This is a genomic window from Parageobacillus thermantarcticus, assembly GCF_900111865.1.
GTDB classification, from domain to species: Bacteria; Bacillota; Bacilli; order Bacillales; family Anoxybacillaceae; genus Parageobacillus; species Parageobacillus thermantarcticus.
The window spans coordinates 15,376-39,013 of the sequence record NZ_FOJS01000025.1 but is presented as its reverse complement, the minus strand read 5'-3'; the positions used below and the strand labels follow the sequence as shown (position 1 = coordinate 39,013).

At 44.5% G+C, this 23,638-nt stretch carries 28 protein-coding genes; 14 read left to right on the top strand and 14 right to left on the bottom strand.

Annotation, left to right across the window (positions count from 1 at the left end):
* Nucleotides 1-31: 31 nt before the first annotated feature.
* Nucleotides 32-679 carry a LytTR family DNA-binding domain-containing protein gene (locus BM278_RS12080; RefSeq protein WP_090950042.1) on the bottom strand — a complete coding sequence of 216 codons (648 nt, stop codon included), beginning with the start codon at nt 677-679 and terminating at the stop codon, nt 32-34.
* 276 nt (nt 680-955) lie between these two features.
* Between BM278_RS12080 and BM278_RS12075 the strand changes: the two genes are divergently transcribed.
* Complete coding sequence (locus tag BM278_RS12075) at nt 956-1,276, top strand: DUF3870 domain-containing protein (RefSeq protein WP_090950041.1); 321 nt, start codon at nt 956-958, stop codon at nt 1,274-1,276.
* A gap of 25 nt (nt 1,277-1,301) precedes the next feature.
* Here BM278_RS12075 and BM278_RS12070 read toward each other — a convergent pair whose 3' ends face one another.
* Together BM278_RS12070 and BM278_RS12065 are read right to left on the bottom strand one after the other, a co-directional pair.
* Nucleotides 1,302-2,507 (bottom strand): acyl-CoA dehydrogenase family protein, encoded by a 1,206-nt coding sequence (locus BM278_RS12070; protein WP_208601802.1) that lies wholly within the window; start codon nt 2,505-2,507, stop codon nt 1,302-1,304.
* Nucleotides 2,507-3,670: a CaiB/BaiF CoA transferase family protein gene (locus tag BM278_RS12065; protein WP_090950037.1), complete on the bottom strand. Its 1,164-nt coding sequence runs from the start codon at nt 3,668-3,670 to the stop codon at nt 2,507-2,509. The genes BM278_RS12070 and BM278_RS12065 overlap by 1 nt, the downstream gene beginning before the upstream one ends.
* Before the next feature lie 807 nt (nt 3,671-4,477).
* On the opposite strand from BM278_RS12065, the gene BM278_RS12060 reads away from it, so the two are divergent.
* The gene (locus tag BM278_RS12060; RefSeq protein WP_090950035.1) at nt 4,478-5,305 is read left to right on the top strand and encodes a glycosyltransferase family 8 protein; all 828 of its coding nucleotides are present in this window, start codon (nt 4,478-4,480) and stop codon (nt 5,303-5,305) included.
* A gap of 28 nt (nt 5,306-5,333) precedes the next feature.
* Here the strand turns inward: BM278_RS12060 and BM278_RS12055 are convergent, their stop codons facing one another.
* The 4 genes from BM278_RS12055 to BM278_RS12040 all read right to left on the bottom strand — a co-directional run bounded on the left by BM278_RS12055 (nt 5,334) and on the right by BM278_RS12040 (nt 7,563).
* Nucleotides 5,334-5,522 (bottom strand): YfhD family protein, encoded by a 189-nt coding sequence (locus BM278_RS12055; RefSeq protein WP_090950033.1) that lies wholly within the window; start codon nt 5,520-5,522, stop codon nt 5,334-5,336.
* A 79-nt stretch (nt 5,523-5,601) separates the two neighbouring features.
* Nucleotides 5,602-5,730 carry a YfhE family protein gene (locus BM278_RS12050; protein WP_090950031.1) on the bottom strand — a complete coding sequence of 43 codons (129 nt, stop codon included), beginning with the start codon at nt 5,728-5,730 and terminating at the stop codon, nt 5,602-5,604.
* 101 nt (nt 5,731-5,831) lie between these two features.
* Nucleotides 5,832-6,383, bottom strand: coding sequence for a GNAT family N-acetyltransferase (locus tag BM278_RS12045; protein ID WP_090950030.1), 552 nt, complete (start codon nt 6,381-6,383; stop codon nt 5,832-5,834).
* 277 nt (nt 6,384-6,660) lie between these two features.
* On the bottom strand, nt 6,661-7,563 hold the full coding sequence (locus BM278_RS12040) for a TIGR01777 family oxidoreductase (RefSeq protein ID WP_090950028.1): 903 nt from the start codon (nt 7,561-7,563) through the stop codon (nt 6,661-6,663).
* 97 nt (nt 7,564-7,660) lie between these two features.
* Between BM278_RS12040 and recX the strand changes: the two genes are divergently transcribed.
* Both recX and BM278_RS12030 read left to right on the top strand, forming a co-directional pair.
* Nucleotides 7,661-8,473: a recombination regulator RecX gene (gene recX, locus BM278_RS12035; protein WP_090950025.1), complete on the top strand. Its 813-nt coding sequence runs from the start codon at nt 7,661-7,663 to the stop codon at nt 8,471-8,473.
* Nucleotides 8,470-8,805 carry a YfhH family protein gene (locus BM278_RS12030; RefSeq protein WP_090950023.1) on the top strand — a complete coding sequence of 112 codons (336 nt, stop codon included), beginning with the start codon at nt 8,470-8,472 and terminating at the stop codon, nt 8,803-8,805. Before recX ends, BM278_RS12030 begins: the two co-directional genes overlap by 4 nt.
* A gap of 43 nt (nt 8,806-8,848) precedes the next feature.
* On the opposite strand, the gene BM278_RS12025 is transcribed toward BM278_RS12030, so the two are convergent.
* Nucleotides 8,849-9,010 carry a YpzG family protein gene (locus BM278_RS12025; RefSeq protein WP_090950021.1) on the bottom strand — a complete coding sequence of 54 codons (162 nt, stop codon included), beginning with the start codon at nt 9,008-9,010 and terminating at the stop codon, nt 8,849-8,851.
* A 20-nt stretch (nt 9,011-9,030) separates the two neighbouring features.
* Nucleotides 9,031-9,192: a small, acid-soluble spore protein K gene (locus BM278_RS12020; RefSeq protein ID WP_090950018.1), complete on the bottom strand. Its 162-nt coding sequence runs from the start codon at nt 9,190-9,192 to the stop codon at nt 9,031-9,033.
* A gap of 117 nt (nt 9,193-9,309) precedes the next feature.
* On the opposite strand from BM278_RS12020, the gene BM278_RS12015 reads away from it, so the two are divergent.
* Nucleotides 9,310-9,579, top strand: coding sequence for a YfhJ family protein (locus BM278_RS12015; RefSeq protein WP_143093444.1), 270 nt, complete (start codon nt 9,310-9,312; stop codon nt 9,577-9,579).
* A 44-nt stretch (nt 9,580-9,623) separates the two neighbouring features.
* Here BM278_RS12015 and BM278_RS12010 read toward each other — a convergent pair whose 3' ends face one another.
* The 3 genes from BM278_RS12010 to fdhF all read right to left on the bottom strand — a co-directional run bounded on the left by BM278_RS12010 (nt 9,624) and on the right by fdhF (nt 14,236).
* Nucleotides 9,624-10,607: a metal-dependent hydrolase gene (locus tag BM278_RS12010; RefSeq protein ID WP_090950056.1), complete on the bottom strand. Its 984-nt coding sequence runs from the start codon at nt 10,605-10,607 to the stop codon at nt 9,624-9,626.
* A 187-nt stretch (nt 10,608-10,794) separates the two neighbouring features.
* Complete coding sequence (locus BM278_RS12005) at nt 10,795-11,280, bottom strand: helical membrane plugin domain-containing protein (protein WP_090950013.1); 486 nt, start codon at nt 11,278-11,280, stop codon at nt 10,795-10,797.
* Nucleotides 11,273-14,236 (bottom strand): formate dehydrogenase subunit alpha, encoded by a 2,964-nt coding sequence (gene fdhF / locus BM278_RS12000; protein ID WP_090950011.1) that lies wholly within the window; start codon nt 14,234-14,236, stop codon nt 11,273-11,275. Before fdhF ends, BM278_RS12005 begins: the two co-directional genes overlap by 8 nt.
* A gap of 303 nt (nt 14,237-14,539) precedes the next feature.
* On the opposite strand from fdhF, the gene BM278_RS11995 reads away from it, so the two are divergent.
* The 4 genes from BM278_RS11995 to mutY all read left to right on the top strand — a co-directional run bounded on the left by BM278_RS11995 (nt 14,540) and on the right by mutY (nt 18,026).
* Complete coding sequence (locus BM278_RS11995; RefSeq protein WP_064550588.1) at nt 14,540-14,887, top strand: Na-translocating system protein MpsC family protein; 348 nt, start codon at nt 14,540-14,542, stop codon at nt 14,885-14,887.
* 282 nt (nt 14,888-15,169) lie between these two features.
* Nucleotides 15,170-15,979: a formate dehydrogenase accessory sulfurtransferase FdhD gene (fdhD, locus tag BM278_RS11990; protein WP_090950010.1), complete on the top strand. Its 810-nt coding sequence runs from the start codon at nt 15,170-15,172 to the stop codon at nt 15,977-15,979.
* A 25-nt stretch (nt 15,980-16,004) separates the two neighbouring features.
* Entirely contained in the window at nt 16,005-16,823 is an 819-nt protein-coding gene (locus BM278_RS11985) for a formate/nitrite transporter family protein (protein WP_090950006.1), read from the top strand.
* 102 nt (nt 16,824-16,925) lie between these two features.
* Complete coding sequence (mutY, locus tag BM278_RS11980; protein WP_090950004.1) at nt 16,926-18,026, top strand: A/G-specific adenine glycosylase; 1,101 nt, start codon at nt 16,926-16,928, stop codon at nt 18,024-18,026.
* Nucleotides 18,027-18,036: 10 nt separating this feature from the next.
* Here mutY and BM278_RS11975 read toward each other — a convergent pair whose 3' ends face one another.
* Nucleotides 18,037-18,261 carry a cytosolic protein gene (locus BM278_RS11975; protein WP_090950002.1) on the bottom strand — a complete coding sequence of 75 codons (225 nt, stop codon included), beginning with the start codon at nt 18,259-18,261 and terminating at the stop codon, nt 18,037-18,039.
* Nucleotides 18,262-18,330: 69 nt separating this feature from the next.
* Between BM278_RS11975 and fabL the strand changes: the two genes are divergently transcribed.
* The 5 genes from fabL to BM278_RS11950 all read left to right on the top strand — a co-directional run bounded on the left by fabL (nt 18,331) and on the right by BM278_RS11950 (nt 22,404).
* On the top strand, nt 18,331-19,080 hold the full coding sequence (gene fabL / locus BM278_RS11970; protein ID WP_090950000.1) for an enoyl-[acyl-carrier-protein] reductase FabL: 750 nt from the start codon (nt 18,331-18,333) through the stop codon (nt 19,078-19,080).
* Between the two features lie 58 nt (nt 19,081-19,138).
* Nucleotides 19,139-19,330 carry a gamma-type small acid-soluble spore protein gene (locus BM278_RS11965; protein WP_090949998.1) on the top strand — a complete coding sequence of 64 codons (192 nt, stop codon included), beginning with the start codon at nt 19,139-19,141 and terminating at the stop codon, nt 19,328-19,330.
* A 360-nt stretch (nt 19,331-19,690) separates the two neighbouring features.
* On the top strand, nt 19,691-19,963 hold the full coding sequence (locus BM278_RS11960; protein WP_090950054.1) for a YgaB family protein: 273 nt from the start codon (nt 19,691-19,693) through the stop codon (nt 19,961-19,963).
* An 81-nt stretch (nt 19,964-20,044) separates the two neighbouring features.
* Nucleotides 20,045-20,578 (top strand): nucleoside tri-diphosphate phosphatase, encoded by a 534-nt coding sequence (gene ntdP, locus BM278_RS11955; RefSeq protein WP_090949996.1) that lies wholly within the window; start codon nt 20,045-20,047, stop codon nt 20,576-20,578.
* Nucleotides 20,579-20,649: 71 nt separating this feature from the next.
* Entirely contained in the window at nt 20,650-22,404 is a 1,755-nt protein-coding gene (locus BM278_RS11950; protein WP_090949994.1) for an ABC transporter ATP-binding protein, read from the top strand.
* Nucleotides 22,405-22,487: 83 nt separating this feature from the next.
* Here the strand turns inward: BM278_RS11950 and BM278_RS11945 are convergent, their stop codons facing one another.
* Entirely contained in the window at nt 22,488-23,549 is a 1,062-nt protein-coding gene (locus BM278_RS11945) for an FUSC family protein (protein ID WP_090949992.1), read from the bottom strand.
* Between the last annotated feature and the right edge of the window lie 89 nt (nt 23,550-23,638).

Sequence of the window (23,638 nt, the reverse complement as noted above, 5' to 3'; positions counted from 1 at the left end):
GCGGGGGAAGCTGTTTTGCTGCACATGGACATTAAAAGCAGAGCAGCTTCCGGAAATGGCTTGCATATGTTTGGCTGACGGGCACTTTGGAGCCGTCTTTCATTATTAGCAAAAAAGTAGAGTGCGAATCGGGATGAATCTCCGCAATATGATGAATGTTAATGATATATGACCGGTGGCAGCGAATAAATATATCGTCAGGAAGGGAGAATTCCAGTTCCGTTAAGTTATATTTATGGTATCCTTCTGCATAACTTGATTTTACGAATGTTTTCCGGTTTTGCGCTTCTAAATAGATAACGCTTTCAAAAGAGACAGGAAGCCAGCGATCTGTCGTGCGGATCGTTAAATACGGCATTGTAAGCGCCGGCTTTCTCGGCAATATTGCGGTAACGCAGCCTTTCGGGGCGCCATCGTCCAAAATTGGGACGGATATCCCAAAGTAAGGTACGCCAAAAACGCGGCTGTCTTTTGGCTCTGCAATTTTCCGTTGAATGGTCAAGGCTTTGTAAGTAACCGATTCCGGTTTGATTTTGTCTCCGGGACGAATTTTTAAATCGATCTGTTTGCTCGGCTGGTAATAAATATAGCGCTTATCGTCAGAAATGACGAAAGACGCTTCTATCGGAAACAATTCATTCATCACTTTTGCGATAGAGGAAACAGTGAATGAATCCATCTGATCACCCCTAGTGCGCAGTCTGCCACTTTACTTCATTTTTACTTCATTGGAAGCGGGGCTTTGACGACTTGTACGCGCGGCATGCCTTGCTTTTCATATCTGAATGGGTTCGTTTGTGCATCATTATAGCATATATATTGCGTGCACATAAAGCATAGATAAGGAAATAATGATTGAAATAATAAAAAAGTTGCTGAATATTTTTAGAAAATTTTAATTATTATGTTTATAATTGCATAGTAGACATACTATTTTTGTGGGAGGGGAGAGGGAATGAACACACAATTTATCGCCGGGCACGCGCGGCTTCCAGCGGGAATGGCGGCAAAAAGCATGTATGATACGCTGACGATCACGGCGGAGATTGATAAAAAGTACGGGGTGATCGTCGACGCTTCGTGCACGCTGGCGACAGAGCACGGACGCGATTATGTCGCCCGTTTGCTTAAAGGCCATTCGCTAAGAGACGGGATTGATTCCATTTTAGAGCAGCTGAATGAAGGATATTTAGGAAAGGCGAATTCGGCGCTATGCGCGGCTCTAAAGGATTTGTATAAGCAATATTGCAAAATGCGCGCGGAAAATGCGCAATAAAAAGCCCTCGTAGATGAACGAGGGCTTACAATGTGGTGGACTCTGGGTTCCAAGCCGGCAGCGTTTTGCGAAGCGGTTTGTCGACGCGGTACCCGAGCGCGTATTCCGCTTGCATAATCGTATGAATTTCTCGCGTTCCTTCGTAGATGACCGGCGCTTTCGAATTGCGCAAGTAGCGTTCGACCGGATATTCATTCGAATATCCGTACGCGCCGTGAATTTGGACGGCGTCGTCGGCCGCTTGATTAGCGAAATCGCATGCGATCCACTTCGCGAGCGACGCTTCCCTCGTCGTGCGTCGGCCTTGATTTTTCAAAAAGCCTACTTTATAGACGAGCAAGCGGCTGATTTGCAATCCTGCTTCCATTTTCGCGATCATTTGCTGCACAAGCTGATGTCTCCCGATTTCTTTTCCAAACGTTTTGCGCTCGTGGCAATATTTTACACTCGCTTCGAGGCAAGCCATAATGAGACCGACTGCGCCGGCGGCGACAGTAAATCTTCCGTTGTCTAACGCGGACATTGCGATTTTAAATCCTTCTCCTTCTTCGCCAAGCAGATTTTCTTTCGGAACGCGGACGTTGTCGAAGAACAGTTCTCCTGTGTTGCCGGCGCGAATGCCCAGCTTTCCTTTAATCGCTTTTGATGAAAAGCCCGGCATTGTCCGTTCGACGATGAAAGCGGAGATGCCACGATGTTTTTTCGATTTATCGGTATAGGCGAACACGATAAAGTGATCGGCGATGTCGCAAAGCGAAATCCACGTTTTTTGTCCATTTAAGATGTAGTCGTCGCCATCGCGGACGGCGGTGGTGGAAATGCTGGCGACATCCGATCCGGCGTTTGGCTCCGTTAACGCGAATGCGCCAATTTTTTCGCCTTTTGCCTGTGGAACGAGATATTTTTGTTTTTGTTCTTCCGTGCCCCATTGCAATAACGTTAAGCTATTTAGTCCCGTGTGCACAGAAACGGCGGTGCGGAACGCGGTATCGCCGCGTTCTAGTTCCTCGCAGACGATGGCGAGCGAGTTGTAGTCCATGCCCATTCCCCCGTATTTTTCCGGGATGCAGACGCCCATTAAATTCAATTCGGCAAGCCGTTTTAAAATACTTGGCTCAAAATATCCGCGCTCATCCCATTCTTTGATATATGGCATAATTTCTTTGTCGACAAATTTGCGAACAGTGCTGCGAAGCATTTCTTGTTCCGGAGTAAAATCAAAATTCATCATCATTCATCCTCCTCCGTTTCATTCATAATTTCTTTTATAATTTCATCGTTGTGCTCTCCGGCAAGCGGAGGCGGCAGGCGGTACGATACTTTTGTTTCCGAGAGTTTGAGCGGACTTCCGACGAGCCTCAGCGGTCCAATCTTGTCATGATGCATCGTAATGACCATGTTGCGGGCTAGCGTTTGCGGGTGCTGAAATAGTTGTTCAAGATTTTGCACTGGCCCGCACGGTATTCCTTTTTTGTCTAGTAAGCGCTTCCACTCGGCGCGCGTTCGCTTTTTCACTTCTTCGCTGATGCGCTTGTTTAGTTCCTCACGGTGGGCGACGCGGCCAGGATTCGTTTGAAAGCGCGGATCCGTTCCGATCGTTGGGTCGGAAAGAAGTTCACAAAACGCTTGAAATTGCCTGTCATTCCCTACGGCGATGACGATGGGCCCGTCGCTTGCTTCATACGTTGAATATGGAACGATGTTTGGGTGTTCGTTTCCTAACGGTGTCGGCACATTGCCGGACATTAAATAGTTGGCGGCGACGTTGACGAGCGTGCTGATCGCCGAGTCGAATAAAGAAAGATCAATTTTTTGCCCGCGTCCCGTTTTCGCGCGGGCGAGAAGAGCCGCTTCGATAGCGATCGCCGCGTACAAACCGGTAAAGACATCGGCAATGGCCACACCGACTTTCAGCGGTCCGGATGAAGGGGTGCCGTTAATGCTCATCCATCCGCTCATCGCTTGGATAATGTAGTCATATCCCGGTAAATGGCGGTACGGCCCTGTCTCGCCAAACCCGGTAATCGAGCAGTAAATAAGGCGCGGATTTAACGAGGATAGTTCGTCATAGCCAAGCCCAAACTTTTCCATCGTTCCCGTTTTAAAATTGTGAATGACGACATCCGCTGTTTTCGCAAGGCGACGGATGATCGCTTTTCCTTTTTCTTCTTTCAAATTGACGGCAATGCTGCGCTTGTTGCGGTTAACCGCGGTGTAATACGCGCTCATTCCGTTTTGAAAGGGAGGCCCCCAAAATCTTGTATCATCGGATCCACCCGGCGCTTCGACTTTAATTACGTCGGCACCAAGGTCGCCTAAAATCATCGTGGCGTAGGGCCCTGCGAGGACGCGAGTCATATCTAAAATACGCACGCCGTCTAACGCTCCCGGCATTCGTTCACCTCCTATACGAGCGAATGCAAAAAGCCGGCTCCTTTTCTTAGCGAAAAAAGGAACCGGCTTTTACGACCTGAGGGAGCATTTCGGCAAAGAAATGCTGGTCAGATCGACACAGTTCTTTATCCATATAAAATTGTCCGCTTCAATCATCAGGTAATGCCGTCTGCTAACATCAGCTGCGAAACTGACAGGAGACGGCTTGCTACATTTATTATAAATAAAAGATTAATAATTGTAAATAATTTTAAAATTTAAAATAAAAATATATTCATGCTATTTTACCGTTTGAAAAATATTTTCATTGTTGACATATTGCTTCCATTGCCGTTTTGTACGTTTTCGATTAGCTTGTTGCTAAAACAGCGCGCGTGACCTTCTTTATAATATTAAGAAGACATGAATAACAGCGATGGGAGAGAAGCGCTGGGAAGGGACATCAGCGCGTATTGTGGAAAACGGTGCGCGCGGGCTATTGGCACTGCCGTTTTCGCGTCGAGGCGGGCAAACGACCGAGCGCTGCGAATGGTTGAGCAATCACATCAAGTTCGGGAATTTGTGTAAAAAGAAGCGGCAAAAAGCAGTTTGATTTCTCCAAAACGTCAATTCGCTGAACCAAGAAATGAAAATTTACACAATGATCAGGACTTGATCAGCAATCATGTAATCTGTCTAATGTTTGTAGAAAAAAGTCGCTTTCCTATTTTATCATTATTATATGTTGGAAACACGATGATTTATATATATAAATATAAGGGGATGAGATGTTTTTACGATAACGATAAGGCAAGGAAGTGATTGTTTATGTTTCATATTCTTGTGACGCTAGATTCGAATTACATTCCACCGCTAAAAGTGTTAATGAATTCGCTATTTCGCAATAATACGAAATCCTTTTCTTTTTATTTGTTATATTCACGTATTCCGGAAATGGAAATAGAGTCTTTGCAATGTTTTGTAGAGCAACAGGGGCATCAACTTATTCCGATTTATGTCGATCCGCAATTGTTTGCCGATGCTCCTGTGTTCCGTCATTATACTTCGGAAATGTATTATCGTCTTGCCGCACATCAGTTTTTGCCGCGGGAACTGGATCGCGTTTTATATCTTGATCCAGATATTGTCGCGATTAACCCGATCGACGATTTGTATCATATGGATTTTGAAGGGAATATGTTTATCGCCGCGGAGCATACCCATTCCACGAAAGTGGCGAATTTATTTAACAAGCTGAGGCTGAAGACTCCAAATGCGAAAGGGTACTTTAACACTGGCGTCATGTTGATGAACTTGCCGTTAATGAGACAAGAAGTACGATTGGACGACATTTATCAGTTTATTCGTGAGAATCGGTTTAAACTTGTGCTTCCGGACCAAGATGTGCTAAATGGTTTATATTGGGACAAAATTAAGCCGGTTGACTGTTATCGTTATAATTACGACGCGCGCTATTACGACATGATTCAGTTGTTTCCGAATCCAAAGCACGATTTACGCTGGATTCGCGAAAATACGGTGTTTATTCATTACTGCGGGAAAGATAAACCGTGGAAAGGAAATTATAAAGGGGAGCTCGGCTTGTTTTATAAGCAGTATAGCGATATTCTAGAATTGGAAGAAGAAAAAGCCTAAAAGCAGCGTAAAATGCTGCCTTTAGGCGTTATTTTTTGCGCGCTTTGCTTTGGTGAATGCCGGCTGCTTGCGCGCGTGCCGCTTCTTCTAATTCCGCATGATCCGCAAATTCGTTGGAATATTCGGCATTTAGTCTGTCAGATTTCAGCTGTTTCGGAACTTGCGGCAAAGTCGCTTTGTTTTTATCGCGTGTTTTTTGTCCGCGGGATCGCCCCATCCATCCATTCCTCCTAAGCGATAATGTATTCATTATGTAGGATGGCTTTTGTGCGAAAAAGTATAAATAGCAATGTTTTCTAGTGTTTTGCTTTTTTCGCTGTGTAGCCGCCTGCTTGGTCGGCCAATTTAAAGTCGCGAGCATACGCAACTTCTTGCGCGCTCGTTAACGTGCTTTTCGTTTTTTCCCGTTTTCGTTTTTCCGCCATTAGGCTACCCCTCACTTCAATTTTTTTTTGTTAGTTTTTCCGCCGTTTGTTTATTTTATGCATGCAAAATATAAAACGGGCTGTTTTTTTAAACAGCCCGTTTACGCTTCTTTGCGCTGTTCCTCATCGATGGAAGAAGGATGGCGAAGCGTATATAGCGTATAATTATCTTTTGTAATTTCGTATAGATTGTATACATCCGCTCCGATTTGTTCGAGCAAACTTTTTCTTGTTTCGTTTGCTGGCGTGACGTATGGCAATTTTTCTGCCGCTTTAATGGAGCGGATGTTCACTTTGCGAATGCGCATAAATACCGTTTCGATGGAAAGCTCGTAAAATAGTTCATGAAAAAATGCCTCTTTCGCACGGCGGTTGTACCCTTGACCGTGATACGGTTTTCCTAGCCATGTGCCTAAAAATCCGGCGTTATCTTGTATGTCAAACAAGCTGATGGTGCCGATTGGGTTGCCCCATTCATCTAAAATGGTGCGGGAAATAAGTTCACCGCGTTCTTCCGCTTCGATGACTTGTTTTGTCATAAATAAAAATTCTTCATACGAGCTCGCTTTTTGGCGCACGAAAGGGAAGACGTCCGGGTGCACCATCAGCTCGTACAGCGCATGGCAATCTTGCAGTTCCCGTTTTTTTAGCATACTTTTCCCTCCTTATTCGAGGGCAGTTTACTTGTGGGCGAAACCACCCTCGAAATTTTTTAATATATATTCATCAAAAAATTTCGGGGTGGGAATCGAACCCACTAGAACCAGCGGGATCCGCTGGTGGCGCACCATTTGCCTTCCCTTTATTTCATCGATATCTGATTGTAGATAATGCGTCGATTTAAGTCTTTACCATCATACACGATGTTCAAGAAAAAAGAAATAGGTTTTTTGTTAAATTTTTTTTAATATATTTTTTAACAACGAATAGTTATGTCGCTAATAAATCGACTAAACTTTTTTCCAGCGTGGGGAAGGAAAAGATAAACCCAGCTTCCATCAGCTTTTTCGGAATGACTCGCTGTCCTTCGGTGACGATCATGCTCATTTCGCCAAGGAGGGCACGCAACGTTATATTTGGCACACGAAGCCAATGAGGGCGATGAAGCACGCGGGCGACCGTTTCCCCAAACTGTTCCATACGGACTGGAGATGGAGCGGTAATATTGACCGGTCCAGCGAGTTCCTCATGATCAATCATATAGGCGATGGCGCGAACGACATCGTCGATATGGATCCAAGAAAGCCATTGCTGTCCTGTGCCGATAGGGCCGCCGATATAAAAGCGATAAGGAAGAACCATTTTTGGCAGCGCACCGCCGCTTTTGCCAAGAACGACTCCTAATCGTGCCATTACGGTGCGGACGCCAAGCGTTTCAGCCTGCTTCGCTGCTTGTTCCCACTTTATGACTGTTTGGGCGAGAAAGTCGCCGCCGGCAGCAGGGCTTTCTTCGGTAAAAGAAGCGGTAAGAGAAGTTCCATAAATTCCGATTGCACTAGCATTAATAAATATTTTTGGAGGGATTGGTAACGATTTCATTAGTTCGAGGATGGCCGCCGTGGTCGATATGCGGCTATTGATGATACGCTCTTTCTGTGTTTTTGTCCATCTTTTGCGGTTAATTGGCTCGCCAGCTAAATTAATGACGACATCAAAAGCAGGAACGTCGATGTTGGGATGAGTATCAAACGCCCATGAAAGATAGCGGATAGTTGCAAAGGAAGACGGTCTAGGGCGTCGGGTTAAGATGTAAATCCGGTGTCCTTGTGCTGCAAAGTAATTGGTGAGCGCTTGCCCAATGAAACCTGTGCCGCCGGCAATGGCGATATGCATCTGCTTCCCTCCTTATTTGTTGACGTCATATCATTCATTTCTCTTTTTATGTGCAACATTCCTTCTTATGATACGATAAAAGTGGAGGGGAAAATCGATGGGGATCGTTACGAATATAGCCGTTCAGCCAAACAGTCACGAACGTTTTCGCGTCACGATGCAAAAAGAAAATGGAGAAATAGATGTTATTACCGTTGATCAAGACGTTTTGCTTCAATTCCGCCTGAAAAAAGGAATGGAGGTCGATGAGAATTTCTTACAAGAAATAGTATATGCCGATCAAGTCAAAAAAACGTATAATCAAGCTTTATATTTTTTATCGCGCCGCATGCGGTCTGAACATGAAGTAATCCAGCACCTGAAGAAAAACGGCGCTTCCGAAGATGTGATAGCAGAAGTGTTACATAAACTGCGCGAGAACAAATATGTCGATGATCGCGAATTTGCGTTTGCTTATGTTCGTACGCAAAAACAAACGACCGCAAAAGGCCCGTATGTTATTCGAAAAGAACTTGAAAAGTTAGGAATTGCGACGGAATGGATTGAGCAAAGCCTTGCGCTGTATTCATTTGACGAGCAAGTGAAGACGGCGCGCTCGCTTTGCGAAAAAGCAAAAAAGCAACGGGCGAAACAGTCTTTGCGGCAATGGAAGTATCAGATCGAGCAGCTTTTATATCGAAAAGGATTTCCACAGGAAGTGATCGATCAGGCTCTGTCGTCAGAATGTGATAAAAAGGAGGAACAGGAATGGGAAGCTTTGGAGTACCAAGGAAGAAAAGCGCACCGCCGCTATGAAAAATACGATGGTCCGATGTATGAACAAAAAATGAAACAAGCATTGTACCGAAAAGGCTTTCCGCTCGAGATGATTGAGCAATTTTTAGCGAAATTAAAGGAGGAAAAACAATGAAAGCTAAAGGAGAACAAAAGCGCTATAGTGAAATGACGGAACAAGAATTGCATCAAGAAATCGCGGCATTAACGGAAAAAGCGCGCAAAGCAGAACGGATGGGAATGGTCAATGAATACGCCGTATATGAAAGAAAAATCGCGATGGCCAAAGCGTATTTGCTCGATCCAAACGATTTTCCGCCGGGAGAAATATATGAAATCGACGGCGATCCGGGGGAATATTTTAAAGTGCGTTATTTGAAAGGGGTATTTGCATGGGGATACCGGCTGAAAGGCAACGGGGAAGAAGAAGCGCTGCCGATTTCATTGTTACGGAAGCCGAATTTGTAGCAAAGCGAACCTAGAGAAGAAAAAATTCTCTAGGTTCGATACGCTATGATTGTTTCCGCGTTTGCCGCTCAAGGATGATTAAGTCAAGTGTTTGCTGGGTTTCACCGTTCACTTGCGAGTGGGCATGTTTTGGATTCGCCCATGGCTGCTGGAAAGGGTTGGAGTATAAGTTATCATAAAACTTTTTGCGCGGATGGCGATCCATGGCAGAACACCTCGCAATTTTTAAAAGTTGTCATCGCGTTTGCCGGAAGCGCGCATGCGTTCTTGCGGATGGGTGTTGGTCGTGCCGTTTGCCCGTTTCGAAGCGTACTCCGCTTTTGCGCGAGGTTCGCCTTCGAATTTGTTATTGTTCTGGTTTGGAAAGCCGCGTTCTTTATTCCGCATCGCACATTCCCCCATTTGCAATTGCTCGTGTTGGTAGCCAACACGTATTTTTATTATGAGGATGTTTTGCCGTCTTATGATTTCAAATTGTTGGCATAAGAGGTGGGAAAAATGACGATGAACGAATATTTTGAACGGCTGACGAACTATTTGCTCGAGAAAAATCCATCGCTTGCTTACGCCCAAGCGAGGACGTGGGTCGAATTATTATGGGAAGATTTTGAAACAACATATGCCCGCGCTGGACATGCGTATAGAGGAAAAGAGATGACGGAAAGGGTGGTGCGCCAATGGATAGACCGATATGGAGCGACATTGCATGAATTTCAAGCGACGAATCCGAAATACAAACATTTGTTAAACAGAGACGATTATTTAAAACATTAAAAAATAGGCGGATATATCGAAACACCGCCTATTTGTTTTTATTTTTATCCATTTGCCATAAGATTTAATTTTTTTCGCAATTTTCCTTCGCTAAAAATCCAGCCGGTATATGAACTGACGATGTTGAAATCGCGGTCCAATTGCACGGCGGCAACGAATGGATAATAGCCTTTGCTGCGATAGCGCAAATCTGTAAATCGCACTTCATAATGGTCGTTATATTCATGGAGTTCCCATCGGTAGACGGGGGAAAAGGACAAAAAAGCAGCAACGTTTTCGTCCTTTTTCGCTGCCTCGATGATGGGATCATCAGGAAGCGGGCGTTTTTTAAATTGATCGAGTATATGGACGCGCCCGTTTTTGACCCGCCCTACGTAAAAGTAGTCTTTCGCGGTAATCGCTAAATGCCATTCGCGGAAGCGGAACGTCGGGACAGTAATAATGCGTTCGACGTTGGGGATTTTCTCGTGAACGGCTTGTTTAATCTGCGCCTTTTGCCGGAATCGGATGATGTAATAAACGACGATGATCGCATAAATCGCTAAAAACGCGTAGCCAGGATGGACTCCGAGAAACAACAAGCCGATGCCAGTTAAGTGCAGAGCGAAAATCACCGGGTCAAACGTATTAATGACGCCAAGCGCGATCCATTTTTTTGTAAATGGCCGCAGCGCTTGCGTGCCGTAGGCGTTAAAAATATCGACAAACACGTGAACGGCAACGGCGATGAACGTCCATAACCATAAATGAAATATACTGACGTATGGATAAAAGAAAACGATGATGCCTGTAATCAATAACGGCCATAGCCATACGGCAGGCAGCGAATGGGTAATTCCGCGATGATTGCGGATATATTTTGCGTTGTTTCGCAATTTTAAAATTGTATCGATATCCGGCGCTTGTGAGCCGGCTAATGTGCCGATCAGCACGGCATGAGACAAATAGGGGTCATAAGCAACAGTGGGATCCAACGTGGCGATACTGCCGAGCGCTACCCCCATAAGAATATGCGTGCCTGTATCCAATTGAAGTAAGCCTCCTTTGTTCGCCTCGTCCATTAGTATACCCCGTTTGAACGCTCGAGGCCGAAAAACGAGGAACTTTTTTTGTATTGTCAGTGTAACATATTCCGCATTTATTCGCGAGGAAGAAACCAAATTATAAGAAAAACCATCTTTCCGTTTCGGAAAGATGGTTGTGAAAAATCAGCGTTTATTCGCCGTTTAGCCTTTTTCCAATTTCCTTTAAAGCGGAAAGGAAGAAGCGGATCGCTCGGTTAATATCAGGGTCATTCAACGCTTTTAAAAGATCGAAAATGCCAATTTTTTTCTCTGTTTCTTTCGCGTTTTTATACGCTTCGGTAACACCGGAAGCGGTGCTTTCCAATAATTTAGCAGTTAATTGCGGATCGAGATTGGCAAGCAGCTGCGCAATCCCGATCACATGATTGATGACCGTTGTCACCGGTTTGCGGTTTGCTTGGCCGATGACAATTTTCAAGATGTCTTCTCGCGATTTTAACATCGCGTTTAAGGCTTCGAGTATGCCGCTATTATGGAGTTCTTCCATAATAGACAGCAACTCAGTGACGGCTTCTTCCTTTTCCGTTAGCGAAGTTTTGAGCTCTTCAATGGTTTTTTCACGCTTTTCTTCTTCGGTAATCGTCTGTTTTTGAATGGCGGTAATCGGTTTAGCCACGCGGCTCTGCCTCCTTCCATTCGTCCGTTAAAGGAACGTAATCTGGACGTTGCCATTTTCGTTCGACTTCGACGCCTTTGCGCGGATTCCGCTTTTTAAAGCGTGGATTTGTGCGCGGAAGCGGAGGCGTTCCGTCGACTTCTAACACTTGCATCCGTACTTTTGTTTGTTTGTATGCCGGCGTGTGGGTGCGATGGTCAGTCGCAGGACCAGTAAGGATGTTAATCGCGCTTTCGTTCGATGCCGAGTGCATTGGCAAGAACAATTCTTTTCCTTTGACGCGGTCTGTGACGAGCACGCGTACTTTCACGTGGCCAAACGGCGATTCTAAACGAACGAGCGAACCGTCTTTGATGCCGCGTTCTTTTGCCAATTCCGGCGATACTTCGACGAACACTTCCGGGAATTTTTTCTGAATGCCTTGCGACTTGTATGTTAAATTTCCTTCATGGAAATGTTCAAGCAACCGTCCGTTGTTGACAAGCAAGTCGTATTCTTCCGGATATTCTGTCGGTTGTACCCAATCGGCAAGCGCAAAGCGTGCTTTTCCATCCGGGAAGTTGAAGCGTTCTTTATAAAGAATCGGCGTATGCGCACCGTCATAGCTGCCCCAGCAGAGGCTGTTCCATCCTTCCAAGTTTTCGTATTGCGCCTGCGAGAATAGTGGCGCGAGGCTTGCGATTTCATCCATAATTTCTTTCGGACCGGCGTAGTTCCAATCAGCGCCCATCCGTTTCGCGATTTCTTGAATAATCCACCAGTCTGGTTTGGAGTCGCCGAGCGGCTCAAGCGCTTGGTAGAAACGTTGAATGCGACGTTCCGTATTAGTAAACGTTCCTTCTTTTTCTAGGCTTGGTGCTGCTGGCAAAACAACGTCAGCGAATTGCGCTGTTTTTGATAAGAAAATGTCTTGTACTACTAGGAAGTCTAATTCTGAAAGCACTTTTTGGACATGATTAGCGTTGCAATCGACAAATGCCATATCTTCGCCGACAATATACATTGCTTTTAATTTTCCTTGTTCAGCAGCCTCAATCATTTGAATGTTGTCAAGCCCTGGTTTTCCGTCAATGCGGACACCGTATGCTTTTTCAAATTTGGCCCGCGCGATGTCATCTGTAATATGTTGATATCCTGGGAGCCAGCCAGGTAGCGAGCCCATGTCGCAAGCGCCTTGCACGTTGTTATGACCGCGTAGTGGGAACGCTCCAGCGCCTGGGCGACCGTAGTTACCAGTTGCGAGCAATAAGTTCGAGATGGCCGCAGATGTATCGCTTCCTCCCGTGTTTTGCGTAACGCCCATTCCCCAGAGAACGCACGTACCATCTGCTTCGTGGATCATTTCAGCAATGCGAATTAAGTCTTCTTTCGCAACACCTGTTACTTCTTCTGCGTAATCAAGCGTATATTTTTCGAGCACTTCTTTGAATTCGTCGAAGAAATGAACGCGTTCACGAATGAATTTTTCATCGTGCCAGCCTTGGTCGATGATATATTTCGTAACCGCCATCAACCATACTTGGTCTGTTCCTTGTTTTGGTCGGATGAATAGATCGGCGCGTTCCGCCATTTCGTTTTTGCGCAAGTCGGCAACAATTAATTTTTGGCCGAATAGTTTATGCGCGCGTTTGACGCGAGTTGCCAAAACAGGGTGTCCTTCCGCAGGGTTAGCGCCGATGATAATGACAAGTCCTGCTGATGCGATATCTTGAATCGTTCCGGAATCGCCGCCCATTCCTACCGTGCGGAACAATCCGTCGGTTGCCGGCGATTGGCAATAGCGCGAACAGTTATCGACGTTGTTCGTTTCAAACACTTGCCGAGCCAATTTTTGCATTAAATAGTTTTCTTCATTGGATATTTTCGACGACGAAATAAAGCCGATGGCATTGCCGCCATATTTTTGCTTAATTTCGCCAAGTTTTTCCGCAACAAGCGAAAGCGCTTCTTCCCACGTTGACTCTACAAACGTATCGCCTTTGCGGATAAGCGGTTTTGTAAGACGTTCTTCACTGTTGACGAAATCCCAGCCGAATTTTCCTTTTACGCATGTAGAAATCGCGTTAACCGGTGCTTCGGAGACAGGTTGGATTTTTAAAATTTTCCGTCCTTTTGTCCATACTTCAAATGAACAGCCAACACCGCAGAACGTGCAAACCGTTTTCGTCTTTTTGATGCGTTGTTCCCGCATCGCCGCTTCGATTTCAGAAACGGCAAAAATGCTCGTGTAGTTCGGCTCTACTTCTTTGACAAAATCGATCATCGGATTTAGAATTTCTTGATCTAACCCAGTCATAAACCCAGCTTCGCCTAACATCGATTTTTCCATTAGCGCGTTGCATGGACAAACGGTAACGCATTGCCCGCAGCTGACACAGGAAGATTCATTAATCGGAACACCGTTATCCCAAATGACGCGAGGACGTTCTGCTTCCCAGTCGATCGACAACGTTTCGTTTACTTGCAAGTTTTGACATACTTCGACGCATTGTCCGCAGGCGATGCATTGGTTTGGATCATAGCGGTAGAATGGATGGGACATGTCGACTTCCGATGGATCCACTTTTGGACGATATGGGTATGACTGGTGTTCAATTCCCATTAATTCCGCCGTATTGTGCAATTTGCAGTTTCCGTTATTGTTATCACAGACGGTACAATATAATAGGTGGTTTTCTAAAATGCGGTCCATCGCTTCTTTTTGTGCTGCTTTCGCCCGTGCCGAAGAGAGTTCGACGTTCATGCCGTCTTCGACAGGAGTCGAACAGGCACGCACTAATTTTCCGTTTACCTCGACGATGCATGTGTCACATGTTTGAATGGCACCAAGTTCAGGAGTATAGCAAACTTGCGGATGTGGAATGCCGTTTTCGTTGACGACTTCCAAAATCGTCATTCCTTGTTTCGCACTGTAATTGTTTCCGTTTATTGTAATCGTTATCAGCTGTTCGTTCATGCATAAACCTCCTTATCATGAAATAAAAAACTCCACCATGAATGCAGATGCTGCTTGGTCATGGTGGAGTAGTTTTTTAGCATGACGATGCTAAAATAACCAATCCATCTCGTCAAGGTAGACTAGTAGAAAAATAACAAGGAAATCTTATTTTCCTTATTACTTTTCCACTATGATTATGTTATTTTTTGATTTTTTATTATAATTATAAGTGCCATCATAATTATAGTACTGTATTGTTTATAAAACAAGAAAAGAAATTTATTATTTTCCGAAAATCTATGATTGGAGAGGAGCTTTTCCATGTCAAGAAAAGAAGCGGCGTTTAACGATTTAGTGAGAAAAGTCCGCAAACAACTATTTGGAAAAGGACCGGAACGGATTAAAACGTATTTCATCGACAATCTCGCCGTTACTATATTACAAGGAAATTTAACGCCGACGGAAAAATTTATTGCAAGATCACCAGAGGGAAAAGAAATGGTACATACGGCGCGCACCCGAATGATTCAAGAAGTATATGCGCAAAAAGTGCCAGATGGCCTTGAAGAACTGGCTGGATCTAAACTGCTCTATTTATTCAACGATATTAAGGTGGAAGAAGATATTGCTGTCTCCGTCTTTATATTTGAAAAACCAATTAAAGAATAGGATGGCTATAAAAATTCGATATTGTTTTATAATGCGCTTTCATGATATTCTAAAAACAGCTTTTATATGTTTTATACAGTAGGAAGCTTAACTATGCAATAGCGATAACGCTGTTGTTAGTTAAGTTTCCTTGTCATGGAGCGATGGGAGCGTTGGTTTTGCCGCAGATGTTCTGTGCCAAAACTACCGCCACTTTTCTATGTGCACGAAGGAGTAGCATGCCTTCGTCATAGAAAATGTGGCGGTTTTCTTTTTACGAGTCCGAAAACGGGGGTGGATTCAATGGAGCCGTCGGTGATGCGGCAGCAAAAAATCATAAAGTATCGTAACGAACATTTTGAACAGCTCGATGATGAAATCGCTGTGGAATTTCCGCTTACGATTGTCGTTGACGGACAGGAATTTGCGACAATGGTATGCACGCCGACCCATTTAGAGGAATTGGTTGTCGGGTTTTTAGCTTCGGAAGGGCTGATTCGTTCCAGCAAAGAAATAAAGGCGATATCCGTCGATGAACATCGCGGTTTTGCCTACGTCGAGCTTGTTACGAAACAGTCGATCCAAAAAGAATTTTACGCAAAACGGTTTATCGGATCGTGCTGTGGGAAAAGCAGACAATTTTACTTTTATAACGATGTGAAAACGGCAAAAACGATTGTGCACAGCACGAACGTTCATGCGGAGCAATGTTGTCGCTTAATGCGGTCGCTGCAAGAAAGATCGACTGATTTTCAAGCGACTGGCGGCATTCATAACGCGGCGCTTTGCACGCCGGACGAAATTGTCATCGTTCGCTCTGACATTGGCAGACATAATACGTTAGATAAAATTTACGGATATTGTTTGCAACATGACTTGTCGTTATCGGACAAATTGATCGTATTCAGCGGAAGAGTGTCGTCGGAAGTGTTGCTAAAAGTTTCAAAAATGGGAATAGGAATTATTTTATCGAAATCGGCTCCAACGACGCTGGCGCTCGAATTAGCGAACGATTTAGGCATTACCGTTGTTGGGTTTATTCGAGGCAATACGTTTAACGTATATACACATCCAGATAAAATAACGGGATTACAAGAAAAAATTACTATCTAAATTTGGAGAAAATGGGGGATCAAACATGGCTTATCACAATCCGTCGCAAATTGCGCAAATCACGATTGAAGCGGGAACGCGTAAAGCAAATTTGCCGGTATTATCGCAAATTATTCTCGGTTTTTTGGCAGGGGCGTTTATCGCGCTTGGTTTTTTATTGGACATTCGCGTGATTGGCAACGTTCCGAAAGAATGGGGAAGCTTTGCGAATTTTTTAGGCGCCGCAGTGTTCCCGCTAGGACTTGTGCTTGTTATCATCGCCGGCGGAGAGTTGCTGACGGGGAACATGATGTCAATGACATTGGCGGCGTTGGCAAGAACGATTACCATTAAAAAATTGGTGCAAGGCTGGTTTTGGGTGACCGTAAGCAATTTTCTTGGTGCTGTATTTGTAGCTTATATGTTTGGCCATGTTGTCGGTTTAACGGCGGAAGGTCCGTTTTTAGCTAAAACGGTTGCCATTGCCGACGCGAAACTTCATGATACATTTATACAAGCGTTTGTTTCTGGAATTGGCTGCAACTGGCTTGTAACGTTGGCTGTCTGGTTGTCATATGGAGCGGAGGATATCGGTGGAAAAATAGTGGCGATTTGGTTTCCAGTCATGGCGTTTGTAGCGATTGGGTTTCAGCACGTTGTTGCGAATATGTTCGTCATTCCTGCCGCGATTTTTGCCGGCCATGCGACATGGGCGGATTGGTTCCGCAATTTCGTTCCCGTCTTTTTAGGCAACGCGGTCGGTGGAAGCGTGTTTGTCGCGCTATTGTATTGGATTGTATATGTGAAAGATCAAGCGAAGCAAAGCGTCGCCCGCGTAAAAGTAGTCAAAAAAGAGGCGAAATAATGGAAGGGACGCCTGATTTTGCTCTGTCTTCGGCAAAATCAGGCGTTTTTTTGCGAACGATGATATAATAAAACGTACATACTGACATCTGGAGGAAACAACGTGAAAGAACAAACGTTTCTGGAAGGATTTGCGGTGGAAGACTTTCAGCGCGATTTAATTCATTGGTTTGAAAAAGAACAACGCGACTTGCCGTGGCGCAAAGATAATGACCCGTATAAAATATGGGTGTCGGAAATCATGCTTCAGCAAACAAAAGTAGATACCGTCATTCCATATTTTAATAAGTTTATCGAGCAGTTTCCGACGCTTGAAGCGCTTGCGGAAGCGGACGAAGAAGAAGTGCTGAAAGCGTGGGAGGGGCTCGGTTACTACTCGCGGATTCGCAATTTGCATGCGGCGGTAAAAGAAGTAAAAGAACAATATGGGGGGAAAGTTCCCGACAATCCGGAACAGTTTTCCAAATTAAAAGGAGTTGGCCCGTATACGACAGGAGCGGTATTAAGCATCGCCTATGGCATTCCGGAACCGGCTGTGGACGGCAACGTCATGCGCGTGCTGTCGCGGATTTTTCTTGTATGGGAAGATATTTCTAAAACGGGAACAAGAAAATTGTTTGAAGCGATTGTCCGAAAAATTATTTCAAAGGAAAATCCATCGTATTTCAACCAAGCGCTAATGGAGCTTGGCGCGCTTATTTGCGCGCCGCGTAATCCGGCTTGTCTTCTTTGCCCCGTGCAAGCGCATTGCCGGGCGTTTCACGAAGGAGTGCAGACGGAACTTCCGGTAAAAACGAAAAAAGCAAACGTCAAGCAAGTGGCGATTGCCGCCGCAGTGCTGAAAGATGAGCATGGAAAAATATTGATCCATAAGCGGGACGGCGCTGGTCTGCTCGCGAATTTATGGGAATTTCCGAACTGCGAAGTAATTCATTCGCAGGAAAATCTGGAAAGGCAGCTAGAAAAATTTTTACAGGAAGAATACGGGGCAGCGGTTCAGCTTGGAAATCCTTTTGCTACTTTAGAACATGTATTTTCTCATTTAGTGTGGAATATTACCGTTTATGATGGCAAAATCATTGGTGATGTTGCGGAAACGGAACAGCTTAAACTCGTTGATGAACAAGAAATCGGCTTATACGCTTTTCCTGTTTCCCATCAACGAATTTGGCAAGAGTATAAAAAGAAAGAAACAGGTGGATAATCCACCCGTTTCAGTCATACGCTTGTTTCGTTCCACTGGTATAGGTAGCTTCGCTATTTCTTAGCCCGCCGCGCGCTTCGATTTCTTCAATGATTTCGCGGTGGATCGTCTGCCCCTCCGCGTTTAAATACGGGGCAATTTGCTGCAACGAATGGTGAAAAAACGCGAGTTCGCTATCTTTCCATTCCGATTTTGGGATCATCGAAAGTTCGGTCATATCGCGGCCAACGTACATGATGGATGCCTCCTTTTTTTCTAGTTTAAAATAGTATGTATTCATTTATGCATAAAAGGGGAGAAAAACATGAGTGAAAAAGTTGCGGTAGTTACAGGAAGCAGCCGTGGAATCGGCAAAGCGATTGCCCTTCGCCTCGCAAAAGAAGGATACGATATTGTCGTTAACTACGCGCGCAGCAAAGAAGCAGCGTTGCAGACGGCGAAGGAAATCGAAGCGCTGGGACGAAAAGCGCTTGTCGTGAAGGCGAACGTCGGGAAAGTCGAAAAAATTCAAGAGATGTTCGCGCAAGTGGATGAAGCGTTTGGACGCGTCGATGTCCTTATTAATAACGCTGCTTCAGGCGTGCTGCGTCCGGCGATGGAGCTCGAGGAATCGCATTGGAACTGGACGATCGACATTAACAGCAAAGCGCTTTTATTTTGTGCGCAAGAAGCGGCAAAACGAATGGAAAAAGTCGGCGGCGGCAAAGTCGTCAGCATCAGCTCGTTGGGGGCGATACGCTATCTGGAAAATTATACGGCTGTCGGTGTTTCAAAAGCTGCGGTCGAATCATTGACGCGCTATTTAGCCGTCGAATTGGCGCCGAAAAATATTTCCGTAAATGCCGTATCAGGCGGCGCGGTCGATACGGATGCGTTAAAACATTTTCCAAACCGAGAAGAACTATTAGCTGATGCGGTAGCAAAAACTCCTGCAGGCCGAATGGTAAAACCTGAAGATATTGTCAATGCGGTAATGTTTTTATTATCCGACCAAGCAGAAATGATCCGCGGCCAAACGATTATCGTTGATGGTGGAAGATCTTTACTTTTGTAATTTGGATGGATAAAATCATCACCTCCTGGACACATTAAGTCACGTGGAGGTGATAACGATGGCAAAACAACAACAACAACCAAACAAAACAGCTGCAGGCACTAACATTCAAGAAGTAAGACAACAAAACGCGCAATCTGCACAAGCAGGACAATTTGGCACTGAATTTGCTGCAGAAACGAACGTGCAACAAGTAAAACAACAAAACGCGCAAGCAGAATCACGCAAAACGCAAAATTCAAGCAAGTAACATAGCGAAGGACGCCCTAATTTCGCCTAAAGGCTGCCTACGTTCTGTGGGCAACAGCGAAACGTCGCTATTCTGGCTTCGCGGCACGTGCTAGAGAGCCTTGCTGCTATAGCAAAACCGAAGCGTCGCGAGCTGATGGCGTTCGAAGCTAGACAAAAAACGCGGGACGGCAAGCCGATTTTTCGGGAACGGTTTTCCCACGCCTGTTTGTGCGATATAGGGAAAATTATTTCCCGGAAAAGGGCTCGCCGTCCTTATTTTATCGACAAAAGCGATCATAACTTTACATATATAGTCAAAGGAAATTTTTCTTCCCTTCTCGAATTAATAAACATAATTGGAGAGAGGGGAGAAGCGAGCGTGGATCTATTTGAACGTTTGGTAAATGAGCAGCTGAAAACGATGGACAAGCTTTTGTTTTTGCAGTCGGAAATCGAGCGCTGCCAAGCGATTGAAAAACAATTGATCGAACTGCAACAAGAAGCAAAACTGCAATCCATTCAAGAAGAAATCTGCCAGATGAAACGACAGCTAAAGGAAATTCAAAAAATGTTTGAAAAGCAGACAGAAGAAGTCATCCTTTCGTATCAAAACGAGCGCCGTCATACAAGCGAGCCATCTTCAACACGTTAAGATGGCTTGCTTTTATTTTCATTTGCATTTTCAATCGTTATAATAAAAAAGAGAAGTTCCCAGAGGAAAGTAGGGAGAATAATGACAGGATATCCTGCAGAAGGAGAAATTATTCAAATTCATAGTTATAAACATAACGGAATGATTCACCGAGTATGGGAAGAGTCAATCGTGCTGAAAGGAACGCCTGCGTATATTATCGGAGCGAATGATAAAACGGTGGTGATGGAAGCGGATGGCCGGACATGGATCACGCGCGAGCCGGCAATTTGTTTTTTTCACGCAAAACATTGGTTTAACATTATCGGCATGATTCGGGAAGACGGCATTTATTATTATTGCAATTTGAGCTCTCCATTTGTATGGGATGAGGAAGCGTTGAAATACATTGATTATGATTTGGATATTAAAGTGTTTCCTGACATGACGTACGTTCTTCTTGATGAAGATGAATATGAACGGCACCGAAAAGAAATGAACTATCCAGATGTTATCGACCGAATTTTAAAAAATAATGTGAAAAAGTTAGTCAGCTGGATTCATGAACGAAAAGGCCCGTTTGCGCCTGATTTTATTGATACGTGGTATGAAAAATTTCTTTCACTTCGAAAGTGAATAAGGAAAAAGCAAAAAGCCTGTTCGTCGCCGCAAACAGGTTTTTCTGCTTTTTGAGGGAGGATATGTTCATGACGAATATTCGCCGCTATATGCAATTTGTGCGCCCATATAAATGGTATATTGTCGCAACGATGATCATCGGCATTATTAAGTTTGCGATTCCACTCCTCATTCCGCTGCTATTAAAATATGTGGTTGATGAGATTATCGGAAATACGAAACTGCCGATGTCCGCCAAGGTAGAGCGCCTTTGGTGGGCGATCGCTGCCATGTTAGTCATTTTCATTATTATTCGTCCAATTGTCGAATATTATCGACAATATTTTGCGCAGTGGACGGCAAGCAAAGTACTGTATGACATTCGCAACCGCTTATTTACGCATATGCAAAAGCTAAGTTTTACGTATTATTCGAATCATCGCACAGGGGAAATTATTTCGCGTGTCATTAATGACGTGGAGCAAACGAAAGATTTTATTATTACCGGACTGATGAACCTTTGGTTAGATATGACGACGATTATTATTGCGCTTGTCATTATGATCAAGATGGATATAAAATTGACGATTATTTCCATTAGTACACTGCCGCTTTATGCGTTTTCCGTCAAATATTTTTTCGGGCGCTTGCGGCAGCGGACGAGAATGCGCTCCCAGGCGCTGGCGGAACTGCAAGCGTACTTGCACGAACGGGTGCAAGGAATGCCGGTCATGAAAAGCTTTGCGATCGAGGAAGAAGAACAGAAGCGGTTTTCCAAGCAAAACAATAATTTTTTAACAAAGGCGCTTATGCATACGAGCTGGAACGCCAAGTCGTTTTCTGTTGTGAACACAGTGACAGACATTGCCCCGATTATCGTGATTGGCTATGCTGGCTACCAAGTATTGCTTGGCCATATTACCGTTGGAACGATGGTCGCTTTTGTCGGTTATATCGATCGGCTTTATAGCCCGCTGCGCCGCCTTGTGAATTCATCGACGACATTGACGCAGTCGTTCGCTTCGATGGACCGGATGTTTGAATTTTTGGATGAAACATACGATATCGTCGATGCGCCAAATGCCGTTGACTGTAAAGAAGTAAAAGGGGATATTGTGTTCGAAAACGTCACGTTTGCCTACAGTAAAAACGAGCCGCCTGTGCTTCGCGATATTTCGTTTTCCGTAAAAGCAGGAGAAACGATCGCTCTTGTCGGCATGAGCGGCGGCGGAAAATCAACGTTGGTAAGCCTTATCCCGCGGTTTTACGACGTAACAGAGGGGCGAATTTTATTGGATGGCGTCGATATACGCGATATCCGCGTCCGCAGTCTGCGCGATAAAATCGGGATTGTGTTCCAAGATAGTTTTTTGTTCAGCGATTCGGTGAAGGAAAATATTTTGCTTGGAAAACCGGATGCGACGGACGAAGAAGTGATTGCTGCCGCAAAAGCCGCCAACGCCCACGATTTTATCATGAACTTGCCGGACGGATATGATACGAAAGTCGGGGAACGCGGCATCAAGCTATCCGGCGGGCAAAAACAGCGAATCGCCATTGCGCGCGTCTTTTTGAAAAATCCGCCCCTTCTTATTTTTGACGAAGCGACATCGGCGCTCGATCTCGAAAGCGAGCATTACATTCAAGAGGCGCTCGAGCGGCTCGCCAAAAACCGGACGACCTTTATCGTCGCCCACCGCCTGTCGACGATTACCCACGCGGACCGCATTTTCCTTATTGAAGATGGCATGGTCGTCGAAAGCGGCACGCATGACGAATTAATGGCGAAAAAAGGGCAATATTATCATTTGTTTACGATTCAACAATTGAATTACAATCAATGACACGTCAAAACAGTAGGAAACGGCTATTTAAAAGAAAAAGGCTGACGCAAAAAGTTGTTAATCGAGTTTTTGCGCCAGCCACATTAGTTATCAGCCAAGTTTTTTGCTAAGGTGGAATCATGATGGTAATGGTGGAAGCTGTCAATCAGTTTATCAAGATGTTCCAACTGTTCACTATAATCAATAATCGTTCCAATCAATGAGAAAAGGTAATATTCGTTTTTTTGCTGATGGTGTGCATAAAATGCTTCGATTAGTCGTGTCCTTTCCTCGCGGGTTTCCATCGCTGTTTCTGTACGAGGATGGTATTTTATTTTTCCAATAAACTTTAGCAATATTTGTTCGTGGTAATGAAGCAGGCTATCCAGCTGCGAACGAATGACTTGGCGAAATTCTGTGGGCATATGGTACAGTTCGTTTTCAAAGCGATGAAGAATTTTTAACGTATCAAGCGCTCGGTTCGCGACTACTATCATTTGCCGGTATAACACGAGTTTTCTCGATTTTTGAAAACGCTTTTTTCGGGAATAGGTGCGTTCTTCTTTATACATTAAATAAAGATGCTCCAGTTTCGTGATGTTTTCTTTCATTTTTTCAATATCTTCTTTTAAAATCCGATGCTCGGACGCATGCCTTATATGGATGCGAATCCATTTTAAAATATTTTCCGTGTTTTCGGTAATTTGTTCATACAGCTTTTTTTCGTATTTTGGAGGAAGAAAAATTAAGTTGACGACAAAGGCGGCGAATATGCCGAGCATAATGGTGGAAAAACGAATGATCGCAAATTCGATAAATTGTTTTTCGGTATATTCCATAATTGCGATAACGGTAACTAACGCTACCGATATCGTTGACTCAAGGCGCATTTTTAAGCAAAGAGCGATAACGATCATTAGCGTAAGACCGACGATAAACGGATCGCGCCCGAACAAAAGCACGGCAATAATGGCAAATGCAGCGCCAATGATATTTGCTTGGACTTGTTCGATCAACGATAAATAGGATCGATAAATCGTCGGCTGCATCGCAAAAACCGCAGAAATCCCCGCGAAAACAGGAGAAGGCAAGTGCAATAGCGTTGCCAAAAAAAGCGCTAATGTAACGGCGATTCCCGTTTTGAAAATGCGGGCACCGAGTTTCATGTATGTTCAAACCTTTCCTCCTTAGTTCTTATAAACAATTTAGTACTATACACGCTTTTATATATGATATCAAGCAGAAAATATACATT

Excerpts from the sequence above, each read along its gene's own strand:
- ntdP (WP_090949996.1), top strand. The coding sequence starts at position 20,045 with ATGACAGGATATCCTGCAGAAGGAGAAATTATTCAAATTCATAGTTAT.
- BM278_RS12080 (WP_090950042.1), bottom strand. The coding sequence starts at position 679 with ATGGATTCATTCACTGTTTCCTCTATCGCAAAAGTGATGAATGAATTG.
- BM278_RS11975 (WP_090950002.1), bottom strand. The coding sequence starts at position 18,261 with ATGTACGTTGGCCGCGATATGACCGAACTTTCGATGATCCCAAAATCG.
- BM278_RS11945 (WP_090949992.1), bottom strand. The coding sequence starts at position 23,549 with ATGAAACTCGGTGCCCGCATTTTCAAAACGGGAATCGCCGTTACATTA.
- recX (WP_090950025.1), top strand. The coding sequence starts at position 7,661 with ATGGGGATCGTTACGAATATAGCCGTTCAGCCAAACAGTCACGAACGT.
- fdhD (WP_090950010.1), top strand. The coding sequence starts at position 15,170 with ATGGAGCCGTCGGTGATGCGGCAGCAAAAAATCATAAAGTATCGTAAC.
- BM278_RS12020 (WP_090950018.1), bottom strand. The coding sequence starts at position 9,192 with ATGCGGAATAAAGAACGCGGCTTTCCAAACCAGAACAATAACAAATTC.
- BM278_RS12055 (WP_090950033.1), bottom strand. The coding sequence starts at position 5,522 with ATGGGGCGATCCCGCGGACAAAAAACACGCGATAAAAACAAAGCGACT.
- BM278_RS12015 (WP_143093444.1), top strand. The coding sequence starts at position 9,310 with ATGAACGAATATTTTGAACGGCTGACGAACTATTTGCTCGAGAAAAAT.
- BM278_RS11965 (WP_090949998.1), top strand. The coding sequence starts at position 19,139 with ATGGCAAAACAACAACAACAACCAAACAAAACAGCTGCAGGCACTAAC.
- BM278_RS12075 (WP_090950041.1), top strand. The coding sequence starts at position 956 with ATGAACACACAATTTATCGCCGGGCACGCGCGGCTTCCAGCGGGAATG.
- BM278_RS12045 (WP_090950030.1), bottom strand. The coding sequence starts at position 6,383 with ATGCTAAAAAAACGGGAACTGCAAGATTGCCATGCGCTGTACGAGCTG.
- BM278_RS12025 (WP_090950021.1), bottom strand. The coding sequence starts at position 9,010 with ATGGATCGCCATCCGCGCAAAAAGTTTTATGATAACTTATACTCCAAC.
- fabL (WP_090950000.1), top strand. The coding sequence starts at position 18,331 with ATGAGTGAAAAAGTTGCGGTAGTTACAGGAAGCAGCCGTGGAATCGGC.
- BM278_RS11950 (WP_090949994.1), top strand. The coding sequence starts at position 20,650 with ATGACGAATATTCGCCGCTATATGCAATTTGTGCGCCCATATAAATGG.
- BM278_RS12040 (WP_090950028.1), bottom strand. The coding sequence starts at position 7,563 with ATGCATATCGCCATTGCCGGCGGCACAGGTTTCATTGGGCAAGCGCTC.
- BM278_RS12050 (WP_090950031.1), bottom strand. The coding sequence starts at position 5,730 with ATGGCGGAAAAACGAAAACGGGAAAAAACGAAAAGCACGTTAACGAGC.
- fdhF (WP_090950011.1), bottom strand. The coding sequence starts at position 14,236 with ATGAACGAACAGCTGATAACGATTACAATAAACGGAAACAATTACAGT.
- BM278_RS11985 (WP_090950006.1), top strand. The coding sequence starts at position 16,005 with ATGGCTTATCACAATCCGTCGCAAATTGCGCAAATCACGATTGAAGCG.
- BM278_RS12070 (WP_208601802.1), bottom strand. The coding sequence starts at position 2,507 with ATGATGAATTTTGATTTTACTCCGGAACAAGAAATGCTTCGCAGCACT.
- BM278_RS12065 (WP_090950037.1), bottom strand. The coding sequence starts at position 3,670 with ATGCCGGGAGCGTTAGACGGCGTGCGTATTTTAGATATGACTCGCGTC.
- BM278_RS12060 (WP_090950035.1), top strand. The coding sequence starts at position 4,478 with ATGTTTCATATTCTTGTGACGCTAGATTCGAATTACATTCCACCGCTA.
- BM278_RS12030 (WP_090950023.1), top strand. The coding sequence starts at position 8,470 with ATGAAAGCTAAAGGAGAACAAAAGCGCTATAGTGAAATGACGGAACAA.
- BM278_RS11995 (WP_064550588.1), top strand. The coding sequence starts at position 14,540 with ATGTCAAGAAAAGAAGCGGCGTTTAACGATTTAGTGAGAAAAGTCCGC.